We start from the raw sequence: 6,790 nt of genomic DNA on the forward strand, positions 1-6,790 counted from the left end.
CCTCGGAGGTGGGCCCCAAGCTCATGACTGCATCGGACACTGCTGAAGACACCCCCGAAAAACAGTCCCTGCTGCGGCGTGCGGTGGCCGCAGCGGCCATCGGTAACTGCACCGAGTGGTACGACTTCGGCGTCTACGCCTACGTGGCGACCTACGTCGGCGCCGCATTCTTCCCCGGAAACGACCCCACACTCGAGGCGCTGTCGGCATTCGGCGTTTTCGCTCTGTCCTTCCTGCTGCGTCCGCTCGGCAGCCTCTTCTTCGGACCTCTGGGGGACAGGATCGGGCGCCAGCGCGTCCTGGCGGTCACGATCCTGCTGATGTCGGGCTCGACATTTGCGATCGGGCTCCTGCCAGGATTCAGCGAGATCGGTTACGCCGCACCGGCCCTGCTCCTGCTGTGCCGCATGCTGCAGGGCTTTTCCACCGGAGGGGAATACGGCGGTGCCGCCACCTACATCGCCGAGTACGCGCCGAACAAGCGCCGTGGTTTCTACGGGAGTTGGCTGGAGTTCGGCACGCTGGTCGGGTTCGGTCTCGGCGCCCTGGTTCCCACCGCACTGATCCTGAGTCTCAGCGATCCGGCCATGCACTCCTGGGGATGGCGCGTCCCGTTCCTGATCGCCGGACCACTCGGCGGCGTCGGGCTCTACCTGCGCAAGAAGCTGGAGGACACCCCGGCGTTCAAACACCTGGAGCAGTCGCACAACATCGCGAAGTCCCCGCTGAAGGCGATGCTCGTCGGGCACTGGCGCACGCTGCTGATCCTGATGGGCATCGTCGTGATCATCAACGTCGGCAACTACACGCTGCTGACGTTCATGCCGACCTACCTCAAACAGACGCTGGGCATCACGGACGCAGGCGCGCTGATCCCGCTGATCGCCGTCATCATCATGATGCTGGCTTTGATCACCTTCGTCGGCAGGCTCTCCGACCGGGTCGGCCGCAAACCGGTGTTCCTGTCCGCCTGCATCTGCTTCATCGTGCTGCCCATCCCGGCCTTCATGTTGATCGCCCAGGCCAATTGGGCGACGACCCTGTTGGGGCTGATGCTGCTCGGGCTCTGCCACGTCCAGCTCATCGGGCCCCTCGCGGCGACCCTTCCCGCGATGTTCCCGACGGTGGTGCGCTACGCGGCGTTCTCCATCGGTTACAACATCGCCACGTCGGCCATCGGCGGCACCACGCCGCTGATCAACGAAGCGATGATCGAAGTGACCGGGAACGACTTCTTTCCCGCTTACTACCTGATGGCCGCGGCCGCACTCGGGATCATTCCGGTGTTGCTGATGAAGGAAACGGCGGGTAAGCCGCTGGACGAGGGGTATGCCGCCCCCGGCACGACGGCAACCTCCGCGACGAGCTGAACCGCGCCGGGGCGGTGGCCGAGCGTGTCACCGTCCCGGCGGGGACCCGCCCCCGAAAATCCGCACCACACCACCGAGGCCGTCGAAAACAGGTCACCGCCAGTGCTGCCAGCCCTGCTCCTGTCCGTAGTCCGCGCCGTCCACGGTGACGCCCTGCCCCTCGATGACCGATCCGATCGCCGTCCATCCCTCCGGCAGGGGCTGCCCCGCCGAGAACGTGGCCACCAGGGCCTGGTCCTCCCCTCCGGTGAGCACCCAGTGCCGGGCATCCTTGCCGAGCGCGGAGGCGACCTCGGCAAGCCGCTGTGGTATCTCCAGCAGGTCGGTGCGCACGTCGATGCCGACCCCGGACGCCTCCGCGATGTGATCGAGATCGGCCAGCAGGCCGTCCGAGACATCCACCATCGACGTGGCCCCCGCCGCCGCGGCCTGCGGCCCCGCCGCATACGGCGGCTCGGGAACCCGGTGCGCCCCGACCACGGCCACCGGGGACCGGAATCCACGCCCCAGCACCGCCCATCCCGCCGCGGCCCATCCCAGCCTTCCCGCGACCGCGACGACCTCCCCCGGACTTGCACCGGAACGGATGACAGGCAGCCGTCCCTGCAGGTCACCGAGAGCGGTGACGGAGATCGTCAGGGCGGTGGCGGTCACCATGTCGCCCCCGGCGATATCCACACCGACGCCGCGGGCTTCTTCCCACATTCCCGCCGCGAGTTCGTCGACGACGGACGTCGGCAGGTCCGGTGGGCATCCCAGCCCGACCAGCAACCCCGTCGGCACCGCTCCCATCGCCGCGATGTCGGACAGGTTGACGGCGATGGCCTTGCGTCCCGCCTGATGTGGTGTCGACCAGTCCAGCCGGAAATGCACGTTCTGAACGAGCAGGTCGGTGGTCGTCACCACCCGCCCGTCGGGAGCCGCCAGCACGGCGGCGTCGTCACCGGGCCCGAGCAACGTCCCCGAGGACTGCGCGCGGCCGGAGGTCACCCGGTGGATGAGGCCGAACTCACCCAGTTCGGAGACGGTCTGTGCGTCCTGCGACGAATCCGGACCCAACCGAGTCCTCCCTTTCTGTGAGCATGCGCTCGGTCCAATGAGGTAGCTTTCAGTTTCCTACCTTCCTTTTCAGCGACACGAGGGGGCATGCCATGGTTCAGGCCTACATCCTCATCCAGACGGAAGTCGGCAAGGCGGCCGGCGTCGCCGCCGAGATTTCCGGATCCACCGGAATTCTCAGTGCCGAGGACGTCACCGGTCCCTATGACGTCATCGTGCGGGCGGAAGCCGAGAACGTGGACCTGCTCGGCAAGATGGTGGTCGCCAACATCCAGAACGTGGAGGGCATCACTCGCACCCTCACCTGTCCCGTGGTGCACCTGTGATGCTGTCTCTCCTCGTGAAAGGCGGCGGGGACGTCCGGACGCCGTCCGGCAATGAGCTGGACCACCGTGCCCGGGACCGGTTCACCTGCCGGTTTTCGGCCGTGCTGTAGTGGTTGACGTGGTTGAGCAGCAATCGACCTCCTCAGTGCCGCGCTGGGCCGCGATCGTGGCGATCACGCTCGGAGTGCTGCTGGCCGCCGGGGTCGTCACGGTCGGACTCGTCGGCAGGCACGTGCACGGCGAGCGGCAGCAGACAGCGGAGGCGGCGGAGCAGGCACGTCGGCACGGCCCGCTGGCACTGCCGCCCGTACCGGCACCGCAGGCGCAGTCGTCGGACTGCGCGGCGGTGCTCGCGGCACTACCGCGCGAACTACCCGTCGACGGCGCCGAGCTTCCCCGGCGGGAGTTGGCACAACCGGCCCCGCCCGGAGCGGTCGCCTGGGGCGACGCTCAGCACGACCCGGTCAGCCTGCGGTGCGGGATCGACGCCCCGGCGGAGCTGACCCGGACCTCGCACCTGACGAACGTCTCCGGAGTCGACTGGTTCTCGATCAACGAGGGCGATCTGACCACCTGGCTGGCGGTGGACCGCCCGGTGTACGTGGCCCTGACCGTGCCGCAGGAGGCAGGAACCGGGCCCGTGCAGACGCTGTCGCGCGTCCTCGGGAGGACCCTCCCCAAGCAAGAGGTCTTCCCGTAGGACTCGCCCGGATCGGGAAACGGTTGTTCTGGCCATACCGGTCGTCGAGTAAGCGGCGTCATCCGCTTCCGCTCCACGGCGTCAACCGGCACCGTTACGCCAGCCAATCCGTGCACTTTCTATCGCAGGCCGGTACCGCGTGCCACGGCCGTGTCGATCAGGACGCCGAGCAGCGAGGCGTAATCCACCCCGGTCTGGGCCCACATCCGCGGATACAGCGAGATCGAGGTGAAACCCGGCATCGTGTTCACCTCGTTGACGATCGGCTGCCCCTGGTCGGTGACGAAGAAGTCCACCCGCGCCAACCCCTGGCAGTCCAGCGCACGGAACGCCGTGACAGCGGCGGAGCGCAGTCGCTCGATCGCGTCGTCGCCGATCTTGGCCGGGATGTCGAACTCGGTGACGTCGTCGAGATACTTGGACTCGTAGTCGTACCACTCGGCCTCACCGGTGACCCGCAGCTCCGCGGGCAGCGAGGCCTCGACGCGGCCGTCGGGGAACTCCAGCACCCCGCACTCGACCTCGCGGCCGGTGACCGCGGACTCGATGATGACCTTCGGGTCGGTGCGGCGCGCTTCGGCGATGGCCGCATCCAGCTCCGCGTGGTCGGTGACGCGGGTGATCCCGAGCGAGGACCCCGCCCGGGCGGGTTTGACGAACACCGGAAGGCCCAGCCGTTCCCGCTGGGCACCGTCCAGGGTGGGCTGGTCACGGCGCAGCACCTCGTAGGTCCCCACGGTCAGACCCTCGGCGGCCAGCAGCTTCTTGGTGTACTCCTTGTCCATCGCCACCGCACTGGACAGCACCCCGGCACCTGCGTAAGGAACATCGGCCATCTCCAGCAGCCCCTGGACGGTGCCGTCCTCACCGAACGCCCCGTGCAGCACGGGGAAGACCACGTCGACCGAGGACAGCACCTCGCCACCCCGGCCCGGCTCGAGCAGCACCAGATCGCGCCGTGTCGGATCGCCGGGCAGGGTCAGCGCCGTACCGGAGGTCACCTCCGGCTCCGTGCGATCGTGGATCTCCAGTTCCCGCGGATCGTCGGTGCCCAGCACCCATGCACCCGCACGAGTGATGCCCACCGGGACGACGTCGAAGCGCTCCCTGTCGAGATGCGCCAGCACACTTCCCGCGGACACACAGGAAATGCCGTGTTCGGTGCTGCGTCCGCCGAAAACGACCGCCACCCTGGTCTTGCGCCGTGTCATGAGCGGGACCATACCCGCCCGTCCACGCGCTCGCGCCGACTGTCGTGTCGGCACTCGCGCACCGAATCCACCAGGATCGGCAGGGCCGATTCCAAGTCACCGCGTGCGCATGCGGCGTAACCGAGCGCCAGTCCGCACCACTGCTGCGCCCCCAGGTGATGCCGCCGCAGCCCGTCGAGGACGAGGCCGTGACGCCGGGCGCGCTCGACCACCCGCTGCTCGGTAGCAGCGTCCGGCAGAGGAAGGACGACATGGGCTCCGGCCTGGTCACCGAACATCGCGACCCCGGATTCGGCCAGTCGCCGCGCGATCAGTTCCCGGCGTCGGGACAGCTCGCGGCGCAGGCGGCGCAGATGACGGCCGAGATCGCCGTGGCGGGCGAACTCCGCCAGAACCCGCTGCCCCGCCGGGGCGGGCCGGGTTCCGGTGCGGTCGCGGTGTTCGAGCACCGCCGAGGCGACGTGTCGGGGCGCCAGCATCCAGCCGACCCCCAGGGTCGGTGTGAGGATCTTGCTGGTGGTACCCAGGTGCACCACGACATCCGGCGCCATGGAGGCCAGCACCGGCAGCGGGGCGACATCGTAGCGCAACTCCCCGTCGTAGTCGTCCTCGACGATCAGCCAGCCGTGCGTGCGGGCGCGCTCGATCAGCGCGATCCGCCGGTCGGCGGGCAGTCTCCCCCCGATCGGATACTGATGGGCCGGGGAGCAGTAAACGGCCCGGACATCGCCCGGGACGGACTCGACCACGATCCCGGCGTGGTCGACCGGTGCGGGCACCACCTCGACTCCCGAGGCCCGCAGCGCGCCCACGGCACGCTGGTATCCGGGCTCCTCCACGGCGACCCGGTCGCCGGGCCGGAGCACGGTCGAGGCGAGTTCGGTGAGGGCTGCCGTCGTGCCGCCCGTGGCCATCACCGAGTCCTCGTAGGAACCCTCGACGACCAGCCCCCGGTGCCGCAGCAGGTGCTCCGCCACCACCGCGCGGTACTCGGGCATCCCCGCACGTTGCGGGAGCGAGGCAGGGGCCGTATCGGCGGCCGCCCGCCAGGCCCGCCGCCACGCCGCACGGTCGATCCCCTCCGCCCACGGCGCACCGGGGGTGAGGTTCACCTCGGGCTCGGAGGGCTCACGGGCCCGGAGCAGGGTGGCCTCTCCGGCCTTGGCCGGACCGGTCGGCGTCGCCGTGACGTAGGTTCCGGAACCGTGCCTGCCCACGATCCAGCCCTCGGCGTGCAGCTGCTCGTAGGCGGCGGCCGCCACGGTGCGGCTCACACCGAGGTGGCGGGCGAGCGCACGGGTCGACGGCAACCGGTCCCCACCGCGGACCTGGCCGTGTGTCGCGGCGCGGCGCAGCGCGTCGGCCAGCTGCACGGCCAACGGACGCCGGTCGTCACGGTCGAGAGCGATGGCGAGCTCGAGTAGCGGCGAATTCGCCGGCACGGCATGTGGCATGTCGAAATACTCCCCGATTGGCCCTTCGATGATGCCACTTCGGCAACGATGCTGGTCGGCATGCCCCCCGGCGAACTCTCCCCCACCGAACGCGACTCTCGCCCTCCCATCCTCACCGAAGCAATCACGAGCCTCGTGGAACTCGACGAGTACACCGTCGAGCGCGCCTACCCGCCCATGAAGGAATTGCGCCCGCACCTGGGTTCCCCGGAGGAGTTCGCGGCACTGGTGCAGGAGCAACGTCCACACGGATACCGGTTGGTCGCCTCGCTCGACACTTCCGGAGCCGCTGTCGCCGTTGCCGGTTTCCGGTTCGGCCGGTGCCTGGCCTGGGGCCGCTACCTGTATGTGGACGACCTGAGCACGATGCCGCACATGCGACGTCGGGGGCATGCGGGAGCACTGCTGCGATGGATCGAGACCGAAGCGCACCGATTGGGCTGCACGCAGATTCACCTCGATTCCGGCACCCAGCGGCACGATGCGCATCGCCGCTACCTCGGCAGCGGCTACGTGATCTCCTCACTGCACTTCGTGAAGTCCCCGCCGGAGCCGTGAGCGCGGAACCCGGTTCTAGATGAATGATTCCGTGAAGCTGGTGTTAGTGGTCGTAGGCGATTAGTGATCGTTTGCGGGGTGTGTCGGTGGCCCAGTTGTGCCAGATGCCGGC

Annotated in this window: 7 protein-coding genes; 4 read left to right on the forward strand and 3 right to left on the reverse strand. The window is 68.9% G+C overall.

What is annotated here, in order from left to right:
• Nucleotides 1-23 precede the first annotated feature (23 nt).
• Nucleotides 24-1,370 carry an MFS transporter gene (locus DFQ14_RS21245; protein WP_114455113.1) on the forward strand — a complete coding sequence of 449 codons (1,347 nt, stop codon included), beginning with the start codon at nucleotides 24-26 and terminating at the stop codon, nucleotides 1,368-1,370.
• A gap of 93 nt (nucleotides 1,371-1,463) precedes the next feature.
• Here DFQ14_RS21245 and DFQ14_RS21250 read toward each other — a convergent pair whose 3' ends face one another.
• On the reverse strand, nucleotides 1,464-2,429 hold the full coding sequence (locus tag DFQ14_RS21250) for a thiamine-phosphate kinase (RefSeq protein ID WP_114455114.1): 966 nt from the start codon (nucleotides 2,427-2,429) through the stop codon (nucleotides 1,464-1,466).
• Between the two features lie 92 nt (nucleotides 2,430-2,521).
• On the opposite strand from DFQ14_RS21250, the gene DFQ14_RS21255 reads away from it, so the two are divergent.
• Both DFQ14_RS21255 and DFQ14_RS21260 read left to right on the forward strand, forming a co-directional pair.
• Complete coding sequence (locus DFQ14_RS21255) at nucleotides 2,522-2,755, forward strand: Lrp/AsnC ligand binding domain-containing protein (protein WP_114455115.1); 234 nt, start codon at nucleotides 2,522-2,524, stop codon at nucleotides 2,753-2,755.
• A 118-nt stretch (nucleotides 2,756-2,873) separates the two neighbouring features.
• Complete coding sequence (locus tag DFQ14_RS21260; RefSeq protein ID WP_246195503.1) at nucleotides 2,874-3,455, forward strand: DUF3515 domain-containing protein; 582 nt, start codon at nucleotides 2,874-2,876, stop codon at nucleotides 3,453-3,455.
• A 119-nt stretch (nucleotides 3,456-3,574) separates the two neighbouring features.
• Here DFQ14_RS21260 and DFQ14_RS21265 read toward each other — a convergent pair whose 3' ends face one another.
• Both DFQ14_RS21265 and pdxR read right to left on the reverse strand, forming a co-directional pair.
• Entirely contained in the window at nucleotides 3,575-4,666 is a 1,092-nt protein-coding gene (locus DFQ14_RS21265; protein ID WP_114455121.1) for a D-alanine--D-alanine ligase family protein, read from the reverse strand.
• Nucleotides 4,663-6,120 (reverse strand): MocR-like pyridoxine biosynthesis transcription factor PdxR, encoded by a 1,458-nt coding sequence (gene pdxR / locus DFQ14_RS21270; RefSeq protein WP_114455116.1) that lies wholly within the window; start codon nucleotides 6,118-6,120, stop codon nucleotides 4,663-4,665. The genes DFQ14_RS21265 and pdxR overlap by 4 nt, the downstream gene beginning before the upstream one ends.
• Before the next feature lie 60 nt (nucleotides 6,121-6,180).
• Between pdxR and DFQ14_RS21275 the strand changes: the two genes are divergently transcribed.
• Nucleotides 6,181-6,678: a GNAT family N-acetyltransferase gene (locus DFQ14_RS21275; RefSeq protein ID WP_338072645.1), complete on the forward strand. Its 498-nt coding sequence runs from the start codon at nucleotides 6,181-6,183 to the stop codon at nucleotides 6,676-6,678.
• Nucleotides 6,679-6,790 lie beyond the last annotated feature (112 nt).

It is taken from the genome of Halopolyspora algeriensis (genome assembly GCF_003337235.1).
GTDB lineage: Bacteria > Actinomycetota > Actinomycetes > Mycobacteriales > Pseudonocardiaceae > Haloactinomyces > Haloactinomyces algeriensis.